The sequence below is a fragment of the Colwellia polaris genome, from assembly GCF_002104515.1.
GTDB classification, from domain to species: domain Bacteria; phylum Pseudomonadota; class Gammaproteobacteria; order Enterobacterales; family Alteromonadaceae; genus Cognaticolwellia; species Cognaticolwellia polaris.
In genome coordinates, this window is the sequence record NZ_NBOE01000004.1 from 109,195 (window position 1) to 124,303 (window position 15,109).

Sequence of the window (15,109 nt, forward strand, 5' to 3'; positions counted from 1 at the left end):
ATTCTACACGAATTTAATGATTGTGAAATAATGCGGAGAAAAAAATCAATCAAATCTTTGATAACGTCCAGTTTAAAAACAAAAAAACCGCAATGAATGCGGTTTTTTTAATAACGTTAAAACTAGCTTACTTCATTGAAGCCATGTACTTAGCAAGCTCATCCATATCACTTTCTGATAGTTTAGAAGCAACGCTTTGCATCATGGTGTTGTAATCGTTATTACGCTCACCTTTTTTGAAGCTCATTAATTGCGCTTTTAAGTATGTTTCATTCTGGCCAGCAATTGTAGGGAAACCAGCTTTATTCATACCTTTACCATTTACGCCGTGACAAGCAACACAAGCTGTAATTTTGCGTTTTACGTTACCACCAAAGTAAAGTTTTTTACCGATTTCAGAGCCGGCTAACTCAGCCGTTGCTACTTTTTGTGCAGCATAATAGCTAGCAATTTCTAGCATATCTTGTTCGCTTAGCGCTGCAGCCATTGGGGCCATTACTGCGTTTTCACGTGTTCCAGCTTTAAATTCTTGTAACTGTTTTATTAAATAATCAGCGCTTTGACCTGCAAGTTTAGGGTACATAGCAACAGAGCTATTACCGTCTGCGCCATGACAAGCAGCACAAGTAGCAGACTTAGCTTTACCGGCAATAACTTCAGCAGTTATTGGCGCTGCAGGCATTACTCTACGTGAAACTACGTTGGCAACTGCTGCAGGGTCAGCAAAATAAGCGGCCATATCAGCTATGTCATCTTTGGTCATGTTGCCAGCAAATTGATTCATTGCGTAGTTATCACGACTTTTGTTTTTAAAGTTCATTAACTGTTTAGCAATATACTCTGGGTGCTGATTAGCTAAATTTGGGTAAATCAGTACTTCACTATGACCTTCAGTTCCGTGACAACCAATACATGACGCAATATTGCGAGAAGGGTCGCCAAGTTCATATAAACTTTTACCTGCAGCTGGGTCTGGTACATAAGCTACTGGTGCAGCACTACCTGTAGCGCTTGCATTATCAGCGCCTGAACCTTGGCTGGCACCGTCACGAGGTAAAGCTGAAAAATATGCAGCAACGTCAGCCATATCTTGCTCAGATAAAGGCGCTGCCATTGGGCTCATAAGTGGGTCTTTGCGATCGCCTGATTTAAAAGCCTTTAATTGTTTAACAATATAATCAGCATGTTGGCCTGCTAAGTTGGGGAATGTATCGCTTGCGCCAATCCCGTTAGAACCATGACACGCAGCACAAGTAGCTGCTTTAGTTTTGCCTGCATCTGCATCGCCCGATGCGGCTACAGCAAAATTAATACTTAGAAGTGTTAAAATTAAAGAAGTTAAAATATGTTTCATAACTAAACTCTCAACATGCTTTGGTGTTTTTTATTGAATGCAATCAATAAGCCGGAAAATCGGCAACATCATACACTATTAAAGCACCTTAGAGATATTTTTAGCTAATTTTTTTAGCAAAAACTGAATACAATTGCATCTTTAATGCGAAAAAACGATATAATGCCGTTTTTACTTACATAGTTGGATCTAAACTTGTCATCTACAGCCATTCATCTTAGCAAAGCGACCTTTACACTTAGCGCACCCGATATCCGTCGTTTACCCGCAGATAGTGGTATTGAAGTTGCATTTGCAGGTCGCTCTAACGCAGGTAAATCAAGTGCGTTAAATACATTAACTAATCAAAGAAGCTTAGCGCGTACCAGTAAAACACCAGGTCGTACGCAGCTAATTAATATTTTTGAAATTGCAGAAAATAAGCGTTTAGTCGATTTACCCGGCTACGGATTTGCTAAAGTGCCTATGGAAATGAAGAAAAAATGGCAAAAAGCTTTAGGTGAATATTTAGAAAAGCGTGAATGTTTAAAGGGATTGGTTATTTTAATGGATATACGCCATCCGTTAAAAGATCTTGATATGGACCTTATTCAATGGGCTGCAGACGGTGATTTACCGGTATTAGCTTTATTAACAAAAAGCGATAAACTTTCTCAAGGTAAAGTAAGTGCACAAGTACTTGCCGTTAAAAAAGAACTCGCAAAACTCAATGCTGACATTAAAGTGCAGGCGTTTTCATCATTAAAGCGCAGCGGTTCAGAGCAAGCTGATAAAGTGATTTGTGAATGGTTTCAAGATGAGAATATGCAAGAGCTGAACGAATTAAGCGAAGGCCCTTATTCAGAAGAGTAATTAGCTAAAATCAAAGATATAAAAAAACGCCTCGAAGATTCGAGGCGTTTTTGTTTTAGGTGCTTTATTAAGCATCAAATTTAAATTTTAAGCTTAAGGTTAAGATTACTGCTCAGGTAGTACCCAATCAGCTCTTGGAAAATGACAAGTGTACCCGTTAGGCATGCGCTGTAAATAATCTTGATGCTCAGCTTCGGCTTGCCAAAATTCACCAACAGGCTCAAGTTCTGTAACCACTTTACCAGGCCATAAACCTGAAGCATTTACATCACCAATCGTTTTTTCAGCAACCATTTTTTGCTCTGCGCTAGTGTAATAAATAGCCGAACGATACTCGCTACCTAGATCGTTGCCTTGTCGGTTAACTGTTGTAGGATCATGTATTTGAAAGAATAATTCTAAAATTTTACGATAACCGATCACCGTATTATCAAAATAAACTTCAATAGCTTCAGCATGGTTACCATGATTTCGATAAGTGGCATTTTCAACATCGCCACCCGTATAACCTGCACTGGTTTCTGTAATGCCAGGCAACCTACGAATTAAATCTTGCATACCCCAAAAACAACCACCCGCTAAAACCGCTCGTTCAATGGTCATATTTTATCCCTCTACCTGTTCTAAGTAAGCTTCGTAACCTTCAGCGACCATATTATCGCGATGAATAAATTTTAAAGAAGCTGAGTTTATACAATACCGCAACCCCCCTTTTTCAGCAGGGCCATCGGTAAAAACGTGCCCCAAATGACTATCGCCATGTGTAGAGCGAACTTCTGTACGCACCATGCCATGTGTGGCATCAGTAAGTTCATTTATATGAGTGCTTTCAATAGGTTTACTAAAGCTTGGCCAGCCACAGCCAGCGTCAAACTTATCAGCTGATGCAAATAAAGGTTCGCCTGAAACAATATCAACATAAATACCGGGTGCAGTATTTTCTAATAGTTCACCAGTCCAAGGACGTTCAGTTCCGCTTTCTTGCGTAACCCGATATTGCTCAGAGGTAAGCGCAGCAATAGCATTATTTGATTTCGTATATTTTGGCATAAGAGATCCTAAGTAACTCGGTAACGATAAATGGTTTATGGCTCAGTAGCTTCAGAAATATTATCTTGATAAGCAACTTGAAACAATAGACCGATGAAACAGTAAATAGTGTGCAAACATTCATGTATTTAGTTTAAGCAGAGTACTTTGATAGCAAGAGAATCATCAAATTTTAGACATAAAAAAACCGATGTCAAAAGGTAACATCGGTATAGAAGCTTGGGGAAGCTAGAATTTAAAAATTAATACAACAGGTCTCAAAAGAGAACAAAGTAATTATAGAGTAACCACTCTATAAAAGTAAAGCCTTTACTCTAAAAATATTTTGATATTTTTAAATTTGTTGGTTTGGTTATGTCGTGCGTCATAAATCATGAGAAATGCGTCACGCCATGAGAAAATTTAGCATATGGATTAAGTTTTATTTCGCTTCTTAATTCGAGACTAGTTTCAAGCATGATAATTAGAATCATGAGTTGAAAATAAATTCGAAGCCAGCTTTAGTAAGCTACTTTATGTTGATTGAAACTGTTAATTGCCATTGAGTAGTAATCAATATAGAGTCTAATAGTAGGATATAAATCAAAGGGAAAGGTTGTATGAGCTGGGGGCTATTTCATTTTAAATGTAGATATTTTATTCAAAAAACTAATGAGGAATTAACATTACAGCAAGCTAATAAAGCTTTTGAAGGGGCTGATTTACATTTGATGTATTCAGAAAAGGATTTAACAGGTATACAAAAAGAGCTTTTCGACAAAATATTCCAACTTTCCAGTATCACTGAGATTAAAAGGGCGCTTAACGTCTTTTCATCGATCAACTTAGCAGAAAGCCTCACTTCATCAAAAACACTTAAAGTTATTAGCAATAAACTGTCTTATCTAGAGGTAATAACTGCAGTATTCATCATGTTTATTACGATTTATAAACTATACGTATATCCTGTTTTTTCAGACATTATTCAGCAATATCCTGCGCTAGGTAATAGCTCTTTCGATTTCGTTTCGTCAATGTGGCTATTGGGTCTAGCGGTGGCTTTTCTGACATTTATGTTTACTTTTTCATATCGTAAATACATAAAAAATATCGATGTTCTGATCATTAACAAACCGAGTAGAGCTATGAAGTTTTTCACCTCAAAAAATGTTATGGCTGAAATCTTGATGCTAAATAAAATTATTACTACGCCGTTAGATATAAATAGAGGCGATGAATCTTTTCGTAAAAAGATGATTGCCATTGTGGAGGCAGGGCTAGATGAATCTGTAGAGCTTACCTCACTATTTGGTTATCACTCAGAAAGATTAGAGTTAGCTATATGGCAGCACTTTAAACGGATGTTTGGCGTTATTTATACACTAGTAATTCTAGGTATTGCTTTCAACATCATGCAAATTTATGAACCATTATTTAAACTTGGAGAAATTGTATAATGAAGAATGTGAAGGGATTTACTTTAATTGAATTGATGATTGTGGTTTCCATTATTGGAATTTTAGCAGCAGTTGCATTACCGCAATATCAAACCTATACAATAAAAGCGCATGTTACTGAAGCGTATACATTTGCGGGCAATTTAAGACAGCCTATTACAGAATATTACGGTGAGCATTTAAGTTTTCCAGCCAATAATAAACAAGCCGGACTACCTTCTCCCGATAAGCTGATTTCCAACAAAATTACAGGTGTAACTGTAGTTAATGGTGCTTTTCATATTGAACTCGGAAACAAGGTGCCAAAGCCTTTGCAGGGAAAAATTCTAACGTTTAGGCCTGCGGTGGTTGAAGGCAGCCCAATGAGTCCTATTTCTTGGTTATGTGGATATGCTAAGCCAGTGAAAGGGATGACAGCCATTGGTGAAAACAAAACAAGCCTTGATTTACAGATGCTTGTGGGTGAATGCATCTAGGTTAGTGACTAATGTCAATATTAAGTAGGGTCATATTAAGTAGGGTCAGGTACACTTTATTAATTATCAGGCAACCAAGAATAATCTCAACGCTCACAATAAGCTTATTCCAGCCTCTCTAACAACGAGTTATTTTGGTTAAAACTGTTTTTAATGTATTAATGATATAATAAAAGCTAATGTCGGTTATTCGATAACGGTTGACCTAAAGAATGACCGATTGCTAGCGTTTCAATACGCAAAAAGTTCAAGTTTACAAGTTCATGCACCTTGATTATTGGATAACTCCATAATAAAAGTAGTCCAACGTTCGACATGACTTTAATGACTTTAATGGCTTATATCAATTATCCAATATCGCATAAGTGCTATTTTTGCCAATATGCTCACGGCAAAGGAATTACAGCATTGCCAAATCAGTTAAATGACTCAACAGAATTTTTGAGCACTCTGTTCAATGTTATTTGGCTACATCCCTTTTACAAAAACGATTACAGTCGAGCTAAATAGAAAATGCAGCGTGTAGACTTGAGTCGTAACCTCAATAATTAGTGGTCTTTTTTCCGAGCTGCCGATATCCAGTCAGTTAGCGCGAAGAATAAGCCAGAGAGTACAAATGTGAAGTGAATTCCTACCTTCCAAGCAAGTTGCTCACCAGTATATAAGTTGCTTACTAAGAAAGCTTTTAGGAGCTCAACTGCAGAGATGGCTACAATGGCACCAATTAATTTTAGCTTGAGATCCGCAAATCCAACTCGTCCCATCCAAGCTGGCCGATCTTCGTGATCGCTAACCGAAATTTTCGAGACAAAATTTTCATAACCGCTGAAGATAATAATTAGTAGTAAACAAGCTACTAGTGAGGTGTCTACTAGCGTGAGAATAGAAATAATTGCATCATGTTCATTTGAGCTCCAAATCATCATAACAAGTGATGAAAGCTCTTTCATGAACTTCACAAGTAATGTAATTATCGCGACGATCAGACCGAGAAAAAAAGGTGCTAGTAGCCAACGACTAGAAAAAATAAGTGCTTCTAAATTTTTTTCAAACCAATTCATAAAGTTTCATCAAATAAATAAAATTAAGTGTAATTTTGAATAATACTTCTTTAATTAACAAGGGTAAACAAAGTCTCAGCGTATAAAAACTTTAAAATGATACTGATTCAAAATAAGGCTTATAAAGACTTTATATAAAAATCAAAAGAACTATATTGTCTGCGAGAGCTGGAGATATGTTTCCCGTTTTCATCTATCGCATGTACTTCAAATGTATAATAAAAGCCCGATGCTAATTTTTCACTTAAACCATTTAATTTTAGTGACGTGGATGTTGTTTTTGCTCTATTTGACCATTCAAAAAAGGTGTCACTAGTGGTGTAATCAGTAGGACCTTCTTTTCGATAAACTTGAATTAAATAGTGTGCTGCACCAGGGTAAGCTTCCCAACCAATTACCACCTCTTGATCAATGCTTACCTCACTTTTCGGGTTTAGCTTTATAACGGGTTTAACAAATGACAAACTCAAACCAACGCCATCTTTACCGTTACTTACTTTGAAAATATCACTTGAATGAATATTTCTTGGTGCATCAATTAAACCAGATAAATATTTGTTTGCCGTTTGAAAATCAATTTCATACCCATTTATTTGATATTCACCAGCAGGTACATTAACTTCATATCTCCCAGTATTATCGGTCGTTGCCCACTGACTCATCACCTCTCCATTCAAGCCTAATCTAAGCTCAATACCTTTAACTGGCTCACCTTCAGCATAGATAGTACCAATAATTTTTCCTACCCCCGGCGAGAGGGTTTTATTTTTATCGCTAGGAAAATCACCTGAAAATACAGCAGAGGAGCCTAAGAAACCTAACCTTGGTTTAGAAACACTACTGACCTCGGTAGATATTTCTTCGCCCTCTGTGTATGGAGTTCGAGCGTTAATCGAATCAATAAAGAAAAACTGAAAATAAACAACTAATATAACAATAAAAGAGAGCGCAAAGCCTGCACCAAAAACCACGCCATTTATAAATTTTTTGAACACAACTATCTCGCTTATAATTTAATTCACATACTAACGTTGAGTAACAATTTCTTGGATTAATTTTTTAGCATACTCTATGGAATATCCATTTTCATACTCTAAATAATCAAGTAGTGATTTTGCACACTCATTTCCTTCGCAATATGCCTCTAATTTTGCTCCGTGCTTTAACAAAAAAGCGGCATTGTCATGTTTTTTCATCAACATAGAAAACATGATAGGTGTATATCTAGTGCTACAAATATGCGTGGTTGATACTTTTTTATCAATTAAATATGACAATAGCTCTTTGGATTTAGTAGAAGCTAAATGAACGATATTACAATCTACACTGGTCTTAGCTGCGAGTAAGTTTTTGTCTCGTTCAATCAATGTTTTTACAATATTCAACTTATCCCAAGAGATAGCATCAAACAGCTTTATTTTATCAGACTTATCTGACGCTAAAATATCAGGTGAAAAGTCTATAACTTTATCAACATTTGCCGATTGTATGGTTAAGTAGTCACCTACAAGTGAGTAGTTTGGAATGAACAATGGTGAAGAAAACTCACTTACATTTTCCAATGGTCTACCATCTAAAGAGAATGAGATCCCGCTGCAAGGATCTACTAGCACATTGTCATCATAATCTGCCCTTATAGCACAACCACGAATAGGACTTACAGCCAGTAGAACGATGACTGGGTATTGATTAATCAGCTCATGCTTTTGATATGCATCTTTGGTTGAGTGGTAAAGCATAGTGGCTTTTTCATTCCCACTCGTTTTGGCGTAGCTTTGGAATGCACTATCTATATCTTGTGGTGTTATCTGAGTATTATTCTTTTTGATGAGCTGTAATTGTTCTTTTGTCGGCTTTAATACCATTGTTGGCATTCCTTGCCATTCAAAAACGACATGTTTTCCTTCGGGAAGGTTGGCGATATTTATGTTGATTTCATCGTTATCAACAGCATAACTAGAGAAGCTAAATATAAGTAAAAGTAAGAATGAAATTTTCATAAATCTATTTAAATTTTATAGTATAAACAACTTATTGTAGGTTACTTTATATATGCTTGCTAAGAAATTTAACATATAGTCATTATCACTTACTATTACATTTTCACTAATTAAAATGGACTTTATAAAGAAATTTAAAATAGGGTTTTTAATAGCAACTACCATTATTGCTGGCACTTATCACTTGTATAGTGATGATGAGTTGAACCCTGAGGCTAGTAAATGGATTGAATATTATTCAATACCAACGGCTCTAAACGAAAATGCTTTTATTGGATTAATTGCTTTATCGCCTTCTAACGATATATCTACTTCCCAGCTATAGACATATACGAAACTAAATTAGGTAAGTTTAAAAGACACTCATTTAAAATAAAACCTAACTGCATTTCATCGGTATTTAAATATTTCGCCAGCTGTGGCTTTTAAAAAAAACACTTTTAAGCATGTAGATGCTAAATTTATCAAAAAATAAACATAAAAAAACATCAATCACTACAATTGATGTTTTCTAATACCGAGAAGCTAAATTTATTTTAGACTATTTTTTAAATCGGCGAGATGCTAAACCCATAAGACCTAATGCAAAAATTGCAAGTGTAGAAGGTTCTGGTACAGCAGCCACCAAAGTAGTAGCACCTAATGGGTCGTTGAAATGGGTAAAAACTCTAGATGAGTCTGCAACTGAAAACTCTAATGATGCTTCGCCACCATTCTCAAAAAAGTACAACTCAACAGAATGACTGCCAACACCGAGTAATTTAGAACCTTCGAAACGAGTTTCTGGATGTTCGTTCGGATCATTAATAACAAGTTCACCATCTATAAATACAAATACACCATCATCATTAAAAGTTTGAAAGAAATAAGTGTCTGCGGTATTTGTGAAAAACTCGCCAGTAATGCGAGCGAAAAAGGTGTTATTAAGTGGATGAGAATTACCTAGATTTGCGCCGTTTGCCGAAGGCCATGGGCTGCTGCCAGGAATTGCTCCAGCGAATCCTGCAGGATCATCCGTAAAGTCAATAACTTCCGAAAGTGCAGACGAGCTAGCATTGTTAGTATTGGCGTAATTTATTAATAGATTTACGTCTGCTGACCAATAGTCGTCATATTGTTCAACGAGTAACAAGCCTGCATTTGCCGCGTTACACATGGTTATAAATAAACCAGTAATAACTATTTTAAATAATTTAAATCTCATGTTAATCCCTCTTTTAGTTTTAATCCGTGAATGTTAGTAGATAATTGTAATTATTGTGTATTTAAACAATTGTTAAGCAAGCATAAAATAAGCCAAATGAAAAATATTCTTTTTTTTCATTCGGTTATACTTTGAGGTAAGATCAGTTAAAAGCGTTATGTAAAATATCCTGACATACATAAGCTCTTAAATACTAAACCTTTTCATAGCGGATCATTGCGTTAAGAAAAAACTTCTCAACAAAGCGCCAGCTTTCTCTTTTGGTAATAAGTTAATTTCTTTGTTTAGCATAATGCCAACAGCGCATAGCTTTTCTGGCTCGTTTTTATAATCTGTTGGCGTGCCTAGTACATCACCATAAGAGGCATCAAAAGCGATCATTTTATTGATTACTTGGGTAATTAGTTCGTTTTGTTCTGTTGGATCAACTATATAATTATCGACTGATAGAGATTGAATAAGTGAGTTTAAAGCCAGGGTTTCTTTTTCATTAATTGTTGCCGGTACTATACGAGTAATATCATCAGCAATGCTAATATCGAATACCTCAGGGTAAGTATAGAAGGCACATTTGGCGGGATATTTTTCTTGTAAAAACTCCATTTGAGCAATTTGTGAATCCATATATTCTATTACTGCATTATCGCCACCTAACTGCATATAGTGATTTATTCTTTCAACATAAAGGTAATTATTAATAGTGGTTTGAATGGTATTTAAAGGCGTGCCATCTTGAATAAACGCGACCATTTTTTCGCGTACTGCGGCATAACCTTCTTTATCGAATACATTCATGCTTTTATAGATTTCGTGTTTTTGTAACTCTTGATCAATTGTTGTTGGGTTTTGCCAGTCGGTAACGCCACTCATCGCATAGTCTTGCGAGTCGACAATTTTATCTATTACGCGAGCTTTAATTAATTCTTCTTCAGTTGGAGCCCACATGTCATCGGCACTTACCTTAGATACTTTTTGAACAAACCAAGGGGCAACATTGGCTTGTTCAAGTTGCGTAAGTAACTCGTTGTTTAATTCTTTTAGTTCGCTACCAGATACGCCACCAAACGAGGCGCTATGAAAACCTAATTTAGCCCCTTCACCGAGTAGTTTTTCTTTTCCGGCTAGAAAAACAATAGGGCAGGCTGATAAGCACTGAATTTTAGTAAAAGTGACCAAATTTTTATTTTTGACGATAGTTGCGAGCTTATTTGCTTCAACTAAACGGCCACCAATACTGTTTAAATGAATAATTTGTACCTGCGGATTATCAGATAATACCTGTGATAATTGCGCTGCAGTACCAAACTCGAATCCGCCTTGCAGTTCTATTTCTGTGCCATTATTCATCAATCGAATGGTTACGGGGGGAAGTTCTGATTGGCCAACGGCAAGTTTACTGCTTGCTAGCATAAAAGGGATGCCAGTTTGATACATGTCGAAGCAGTAGCGAGTTACGCCAATAAACACCATTATTTTAGCTATCATTGCCCAGCCCTGAGTGCCGCCTCTTGCAGGGTGTTTATCAGCCGAACGATATAGCCCAACGAGTTGCCAAATAGAGATGCCTGTTATAATTATGTAGAAAACGATAATCGCCAAGCCTCTTAATTCAGAAGAGGCATTACTATCCGCTAAAAGTTGAAACAGTGGTGGGGTTATATATAAAAGGATCAGGCCAATGGCAAATACATTTATCCAATAGCTATTTTCTAGTGATAATAAGCCGCGCCAATGCAAGGCAAACCAATTGCCTTTAGGGGTAACGTAGTTTTCACCTGTGTTATTAGTTGCTTCATTACTTTCAATATCAACTAATCGAGAGGCGATTTCTTTTTTAATCTTTTCAGCTATTTCAGGGTAGGCACTTTGGTCGAGTTGCTTATAGCTTTCTTGCAGTTCTTCGAGCGTGTATTCTTGATAATTTGGCACTGTATTCACGTATAATTCCTTTTATAATAATTTTTGTTAGTGATTAATGCGTTTTGGTCGTTTGAGAAAATAGCTGCAATGTTAATTACACGCCATCTTCAATCATCTTCTTAATAATATGCGCTTTAACAAAGTGATCTAATTGATGTGTTTGTATCCACCAGGTTGCGGCTTCCATTAGTAATTCAGGCGTATCATTTTTATTGGCGAAAAAGGCATAAAATGAAAGCCCTACTTCATTGCCTTTACTGGCTATTTTTTTATCGCAGACAGTCATTATTTTTTCTCTTAATGCTTTTCTCATTTTTCACTTTACTTACAAAAGACTTATATTGTAATAATTAATATCACATAAACTTGAAGTTTTAGACATTATTAACTTATTGGAATTCTATATCGTTCTTGTGCAGCGTAATGGTGCAGGCTAGCTAAGAAAGTGTAACCATTATCGCTAGTACTTATCTCAAATAGTCGTTAACATGGTTTTAAAATAAAAATATTCAAATCAATAATAAATAATTTGAAGTAAATTTATGTATAAACTTTTCAAGTGTATTACATTCCTCATATTGCTTTTTCTAGCTTTCTTCACGAAAGCCGCTGATGTTGAAAGATGGCATTGGCACGATAAAATATTTAAAAACTATTCTGTAGCCCAAGGCCAGCCTCATGGCGCTATTAATACTATTTGCGAAGATAAACTCGGCTTTGTGTGGTTGGTAACTACGCATGGCTTAGTTCGCTTTGACGGTACAAACTTCGAAAATGTACCTACTACAGTTAACGATGAAAACTTCAGTATTAGCGGGATGGTGGCTGACCCTAACGGCATAATGTGGATGTCGACCAGTATAGGTTTAATGCGTTTTGACCCTTACACTAGAAATTTTAAATCGATCAAACTATTCGCAAACCAGCTTCCGGCTGTAGGTAAAATCTCCATAGAAACAAAAGATAATACCTCGTTTATTTGGATAGCGTCCGAAATAGGCGTGTTTAAATTTAATACGATGGACCAAACCAGTGAGTTGTATTTTGAAAAGCTATATTTAGCAAATCCAAACTTAAGAATTTTCAGTATATTAAACGCTAAAAACCATACCGTTTGGATTGGCACTAGCCAAGGGCTTTATTATAAACAAGTAGATGAAGCTACATTCTCGTCGTTCGATTTAACCGCCTTTTTACCAAACAGTTTACGTATTTCAGCACTTTTACAAACAAGTGATGAAAGCATTTTTGTTGCTACTCCCCAGAATGGACTTTTAAAAATAGATTCAACATTAGTGGTAACTCAGGCGTTTGCTACTAAAGAGTGGTTATATGCACTTGCCGAGATATCTCCTGGCGTTATTTGGTTAGGCAGTTTTGGGGGCGGGGTTGTTGAACTAGATTTAGCAAAAAATAGTAGCCAAAGAATGCGCCATAATAGATTAATTGATACCAGCTTAGCGAATGATGAAATTTGGCAAATATACCCCGCGAGAAATGGCTTAATATGGCTTGCTACTAATAAAGGCTTAAGTTCGTATAACCCGAAAAAACGCGCGCTTAAAACAATATACGGTGATGTAGGCCATGTTAATGGTTTATCAGATATGAATGTAAATTCAGTCGTAGAAGATAACACAGGTAACATTTGGCTTGGTCTTAGAGAAAAGGGTGTTGATGTTATTAATGCTCAAACGGGGCTTCTAACAAATATTGGTGTTGATGCTGAAAATCCTAATAATGCTTTACCTGGTGGTGCGGTTGAAGTTTTGTCGGTAAAAACTTCAAATAACAATTTTATTGGCAGTAATTGGGGGATTTACCAATATTGGCAGTCAAAGTTACAAAAGTTAGATACTGGAGAGCGAAATAATAGCATTTATACCGGCGCCTTATATTTTAACGATAGTTATTTATGGGCTGGCGGAACAGATGGCCTGTGGCGCTTTAGGGTAGATAAAAATCAACTAACACAATCAAAAAAAATTAATACCTCGACAAATAAATTAACCGATCAGCGTATTTCTGTTATTGGTGAAGGGCGTAATAACGAAATATTAGTTGGCACTTGGCGAGGTATTAATTGGCTTGATGAAACAGGTAAAGTTATTTACCAACTGCCACAAGCAGAGCAATCAAACATAAGGTTTGATCATTTTATTTCGTCATTTTTTTATGATCAACATGACCGATTATGGATTGGCACCGAAGGTGATGGTATTTTTGTATCACAAGACAAAGATCACCCCGTGAACTTTATACAAATAGATATAAAACAAGGCCTTTCAAGTAATGTTGTTCGTGCAATGCAATCGGATAAATATGGCCGAGTATGGGTTAGCAGTGTTGCAGGCATAGACGTAATTGATATTGATAACTTTGCGGTAACGCCTTTATCTGCTCATGATGGCAAACTGTTTGCGCCTTATTACGGTCAAGCGGCCATTGAAACTTCAGCATCTGAGATAGTTTTTGGCGGTAGTGGTGGAATAACCATTATCGAACCAAGCCTTTGGCAGCCAGACAATAGTTTTGCACCTTTAGTGATTATACATAGTGTTGTTGGGGGGCAAACCTACAGCGGCGCACTTTTAACACAAGATAATGCATCACCTTTAATAGTACCAGCCGAAAACAACAAAATTACCATTGAATTCACCTCGCTTGATTTCATTAATAGCCAATTAATAAATTATCGCTATCGTTTACTTGGATTAAGTTCACAGTGGATAATGACAGATGCAGAGCACAAAATAGCTGCCTATACCACGTTACCTCCTGGTAATTACCAACTTGAAATACAAAACACTAATCATTTGGGCCATTGGAACGAACAGTCAAAAATATTGCATTTTGAGGTGTTAGCATTTTGGTATCAAACCCTGATCGCTAAGATCTTACTGGGTGTAGTTATATTAGTTTTAATAGGCTTGTTTATTCGTCTACGGACATCAAGTTTACATAAACGAAAAGTATTTCTTGAAGAGCAAGTGAAGCGACGTACTTTAGTACTTGAACAAACTACTAAAGCATTAGAAATAAAAACACAGGCGCTTGAGCAAGTCAGCGTAACAGATCCACTAACAGGCATTAATAATCGCCGATTTTTAGATCGTAATATGCCTGCGGAAATAGCTTTAACGCATCGAAAATATCATAACTTACCGGCTGAGAAACTCGCGCTTGAAGGAGCTGATTTAATCTTTTTCTTAATTGATATTGATTACTTTAAAAAAGTTAATGATCAATATGGGCATCAAGCTGGCGATGCTGTACTGATTGAATTTACCCAGCGCTTGAAAAAAATAGCGCGTGAAAGTGATTACTTAATTCGTTGGGGCGGAGAGGAGTTTTTGTTTGTGGTAAGAGAAACATCACGAGACTTAGCGACAAAGCTAGCCGCGCGTATTTGTCAGCAAATTAAACAAAAACCTTTTATTATTAACCAAAATATTGAAATTTCATTATCGTGCTCAGTAGGTTTTGTACCATTTCCTTTTTGTGGCCATAATCCAGAAGAAGTTTCTTGGTTAGACTGCATTGATATTGCCGATAAAGCACTTTATACCGCAAAAAATGCCGGCAGAGACACTTGGGTAGGTACAACATTAAAACAGCCATTATCGGCAAAAAGCACTGCAATTGATGTATTAAATTTGCCGTTGAGTATTATTGATTTAGAAAGTAATTTATCGCAATCACAAGTTAATGATACGTGGGAGAAAATACATAAATCTAATGGTTAATTGTTCGGCA

The 15,109-nt window shown here is 36.4% G+C and carries 13 protein-coding genes; 4 read left to right on the forward strand and 9 right to left on the reverse strand.

What is annotated here, in order from left to right; translation table 11 throughout:
- Window positions 1–127: 127 nt before the first annotated feature.
- Window positions 128–1,354, reverse strand: a complete 1,227-nt coding sequence (locus B6A32_RS19330; protein WP_198946894.1) for a c-type cytochrome — start codon at window positions 1,352–1,354, stop codon at window positions 128–130.
- 195 nt (window positions 1,355–1,549) lie between these two features.
- Between B6A32_RS19330 and yihA the strand changes: the two genes are divergently transcribed.
- Window positions 1,550–2,206 carry a ribosome biogenesis GTP-binding protein YihA/YsxC gene (gene yihA / locus B6A32_RS08850; protein ID WP_085303039.1) on the forward strand — a complete coding sequence of 219 codons (657 nt, stop codon included), beginning with the start codon at window positions 1,550–1,552 and terminating at the stop codon, window positions 2,204–2,206.
- Window positions 2,207–2,311: 105 nt separating this feature from the next.
- Here the strand turns inward: yihA and msrA are convergent, their stop codons facing one another.
- Window positions 2,312–2,809 (reverse strand): peptide-methionine (S)-S-oxide reductase MsrA, encoded by a 498-nt coding sequence (gene msrA / locus B6A32_RS08855; RefSeq protein ID WP_085303041.1) that lies wholly within the window; start codon window positions 2,807–2,809, stop codon window positions 2,312–2,314.
- Between the two features lie 3 nt (window positions 2,810–2,812).
- The gene (msrB, locus tag B6A32_RS08860; protein ID WP_085303043.1) at window positions 2,813–3,256 is read right to left on the reverse strand and encodes a peptide-methionine (R)-S-oxide reductase MsrB; all 444 of its coding nucleotides are present in this window, start codon (window positions 3,254–3,256) and stop codon (window positions 2,813–2,815) included.
- A gap of 599 nt (window positions 3,257–3,855) precedes the next feature.
- Here msrB and B6A32_RS08865 point away from each other — a divergent pair.
- Window positions 3,856–4,692, forward strand: a complete 837-nt coding sequence (locus tag B6A32_RS08865; protein WP_085303045.1) for a hypothetical protein — start codon at window positions 3,856–3,858, stop codon at window positions 4,690–4,692.
- A complete protein-coding gene (locus tag B6A32_RS08870; RefSeq protein ID WP_085303048.1) occupies window positions 4,692–5,168 on the forward strand; it encodes a pilin in 477 nt (158 codons plus the stop codon). Before B6A32_RS08865 ends, B6A32_RS08870 begins: the two co-directional genes overlap by 1 nt.
- A 548-nt stretch (window positions 5,169–5,716) precedes the next feature.
- Here the strand turns inward: B6A32_RS08870 and B6A32_RS08875 are convergent.
- The 6 genes from B6A32_RS08875 to B6A32_RS08905 form a co-directional block, all read right to left on the reverse strand.
- On the reverse strand, window positions 5,717–6,229 hold the full coding sequence (locus B6A32_RS08875) for a TIGR00645 family protein (protein ID WP_085303050.1): 513 nt from the start codon (window positions 6,227–6,229) through the stop codon (window positions 5,717–5,719).
- A 119-nt stretch (window positions 6,230–6,348) separates the two neighbouring features.
- A complete protein-coding gene (locus B6A32_RS08880; RefSeq protein WP_085303052.1) occupies window positions 6,349–7,224 on the reverse strand; it encodes a flagellar hook assembly protein FlgD in 876 nt (291 codons plus the stop codon).
- Window positions 7,225–7,254: 30 nt separating this feature from the next.
- Window positions 7,255–8,229: an ankyrin repeat domain-containing protein gene (locus B6A32_RS08885; protein ID WP_085303054.1), complete on the reverse strand. Its 975-nt coding sequence runs from the start codon at window positions 8,227–8,229 to the stop codon at window positions 7,255–7,257.
- A gap of 541 nt (window positions 8,230–8,770) precedes the next feature.
- Window positions 8,771–9,433 carry a PEP-CTERM sorting domain-containing protein gene (locus B6A32_RS19335; RefSeq protein WP_085303386.1) on the reverse strand — a complete coding sequence of 221 codons (663 nt, stop codon included), beginning with the start codon at window positions 9,431–9,433 and terminating at the stop codon, window positions 8,771–8,773.
- Between the two features lie 213 nt (window positions 9,434–9,646).
- Window positions 9,647–11,371: a COG3904 family protein gene (locus tag B6A32_RS08900; protein WP_085303058.1), complete on the reverse strand. Its 1,725-nt coding sequence runs from the start codon at window positions 11,369–11,371 to the stop codon at window positions 9,647–9,649.
- Window positions 11,372–11,447: 76 nt separating this feature from the next.
- Window positions 11,448–11,666, reverse strand: coding sequence for a DUF6500 family protein (locus B6A32_RS08905; RefSeq protein ID WP_085303061.1), 219 nt, complete (start codon window positions 11,664–11,666; stop codon window positions 11,448–11,450).
- 229 nt (window positions 11,667–11,895) lie between these two features.
- Here B6A32_RS08905 and B6A32_RS08910 point away from each other — a divergent pair, with 229 nt between their 5' ends.
- On the forward strand, window positions 11,896–15,099 hold the full coding sequence (locus tag B6A32_RS08910; RefSeq protein ID WP_085303063.1) for a ligand-binding sensor domain-containing protein: 3,204 nt from the start codon (window positions 11,896–11,898) through the stop codon (window positions 15,097–15,099).
- The last annotated feature ends 10 nt before the right edge of the window (window positions 15,100–15,109 follow it).

What these genes read in the sequence shown, in the direction of transcription:
- B6A32_RS08905 (WP_085303061.1), bottom strand. Translation starts at nt 11,666, where the DNA reads ATGAGAAAAGCATTAAGAGAAAAAATAATGACTGTCTGCGATAAAAAA.
- B6A32_RS08875 (WP_085303050.1), bottom strand. Translation starts at nt 6,229, where the DNA reads ATGAATTGGTTTGAAAAAAATTTAGAAGCACTTATTTTTTCTAGTCGT.
- msrA (WP_085303041.1), bottom strand. Translation starts at nt 2,809, where the DNA reads ATGACCATTGAACGAGCGGTTTTAGCGGGTGGTTGTTTTTGGGGTATG.
- B6A32_RS08870 (WP_085303048.1), top strand. Translation starts at nt 4,692, where the DNA reads ATGAAGAATGTGAAGGGATTTACTTTAATTGAATTGATGATTGTGGTT.
- msrB (WP_085303043.1), bottom strand. Translation starts at nt 3,256, where the DNA reads ATGCCAAAATATACGAAATCAAATAATGCTATTGCTGCGCTTACCTCT.
- B6A32_RS08910 (WP_085303063.1), top strand. Translation starts at nt 11,896, where the DNA reads ATGTATAAACTTTTCAAGTGTATTACATTCCTCATATTGCTTTTTCTA.
- B6A32_RS19335 (WP_085303386.1), bottom strand. Translation starts at nt 9,433, where the DNA reads ATGAGATTTAAATTATTTAAAATAGTTATTACTGGTTTATTTATAACC.
- B6A32_RS08885 (WP_085303054.1), bottom strand. Translation starts at nt 8,229, where the DNA reads ATGAAAATTTCATTCTTACTTTTACTTATATTTAGCTTCTCTAGTTAT.
- B6A32_RS19330 (WP_198946894.1), bottom strand. Translation starts at nt 1,354, where the DNA reads ATGAAACATATTTTAACTTCTTTAATTTTAACACTTCTAAGTATTAAT.
- B6A32_RS08865 (WP_085303045.1), top strand. Translation starts at nt 3,856, where the DNA reads ATGAGCTGGGGGCTATTTCATTTTAAATGTAGATATTTTATTCAAAAA.